At 67.3% G+C, this 1,387-nt stretch carries 1 protein-coding gene; it reads left to right on the top strand.

Annotated features, from left to right (window positions below; all coding sequences use genetic code 11):
* Positions 1 to 92: 92 nt before the first annotated feature.
* Entirely contained in the window at positions 93 to 1,106 is a 1,014-nt protein-coding gene (locus FGX59_RS36890) for an IS110 family transposase (RefSeq protein ID WP_138473478.1), read from the top strand.
* The last annotated feature ends 281 nt before the right edge of the window (positions 1,107 to 1,387 follow it).

Below are 1,387 nucleotides of genomic sequence, written 5' to 3'. Positions count from 1 at the left end.
GGCGCCATTGATGGAGTGGATGGCTCCCGCTCCCGGCATCGCAATGTGCCACATTGGGTGCTGTCAAAAGTCACCACCAAGGGGAGCCATCCATGACGGAGATTACCACGGTCGGCGTCGATCTGGCCAAGTCCGTTTTCCAGGTCCACGGCGTCGATGCCGGAGGTGCGGTCGTCCTGCGGCGACAGCTGCGGCGGAACCAGATTCTGGAATTCTTCCAGCGGCTCGGGCCCTGCCTGGTCGGCATGGAAGCCTGCGCCGGGGCGCACCACTGGGCCCGCGAGCTCGCCAGGCTCGGCCATGTCGTCCGGCTGATGCCGCCGTCCTACGTCAAACCCTACGTCCGGCGAGGCAAGACTGACCAGGCCGATGCGGAGGCGATCTGCGAAGCCGTCACCCGGCCGTCGATGCGCTTCGTGCCGGTGAAGAGCGAAGAAACCCAGGCCCTCCTGATGACCCACAAGGCCCGGGAATTCCTGGTCCGCCAGCTAACCCAGGTCACCAACGCGATCCGGGCGCACCTGGGCGAGTTCGGCATTGTGGCGCCGAAGGGGGTCCACAATATCGGGAGCCTGCTCGAGGCCGGGGAACGGGCCAAGCTGCCGACCGCGGCCCGGGTGCCGCTGCGCCTGCTGGCCGACCAGTTCTTTGAGACCCGTGACCGGATCAGCGCGCTCACGAAGGACATCCGCAGTGAGGCTGAGAACAACGATGCAGCACAGCGGCTCCAGACGATCCCGGGCATCGGTCCCATCACCGCGACGGCGCTGGCGGCGACGCTGCCGGATGTGACCGGCTTCCGGACGTCGCGCGACCTGTCGGCTTGGCTGGGGCTGACGCCGAAGCCGCATTCGAGCGGCGGCAAGGAGAAGCTCGGGCGCATCTCGAAAATGGGCAACCGCTACCTGCGGCGGCTGCTCTATCTCGGCGCCATGGGTGTGATCGCGGCGCGGCGCCGCGGACAGCCCGGCGACGACTGGCTGTGGCGCCTTCTGCAGCGCAAGACCGCGAAGCAGGCCGCGATCGCCCTGGCGAACCGCATGGCGAGAACCGTCTGGGCCCTGCTAAGAAACGGGACCAGCTACGACGCGGCGCGCGCTGCCTGAGACACCCGGGGCCATCCGCCCCGGACGAGATGGTGAGGTGCAAGGTGGGATGATGGCCATCTGACGGGCAAGCTGCCGGGATACCCTGTTCGAACCGGAGCGCTTCGAGCGCGTGCCATTGATCGGGACCTAGGGCAGCCACGCGGACTTTCATCAGGGCGCGCAGCCACCGTGCTGCAGACAGACGCCGAATACATGACCGCACCCGACCAGACGCCAGAAGCCCACGAAACGCCCTTGCCACGCGGGAGCCATCCATACATGGTTCGAGCCCAATGGCG

It is taken from the genome of Poseidonocella sp. HB161398 (genome assembly GCF_005870025.1).
GTDB lineage: Bacteria > Pseudomonadota > Alphaproteobacteria > Rhodobacterales > Rhodobacteraceae > Mangrovicoccus.
The sequence above is the reverse complement of the archived record's forward strand: the minus strand, read 5'-3'. Positions and strand labels throughout refer to the sequence as shown.

Bases quoted from the DNA above. Each gene is read 5' to 3' on its own strand.
- FGX59_RS36890 (WP_138473478.1), top strand. From the start codon at position 93: ATGACGGAGATTACCACGGTCGGCGTCGATCTGGCCAAGTCCGTTTTC.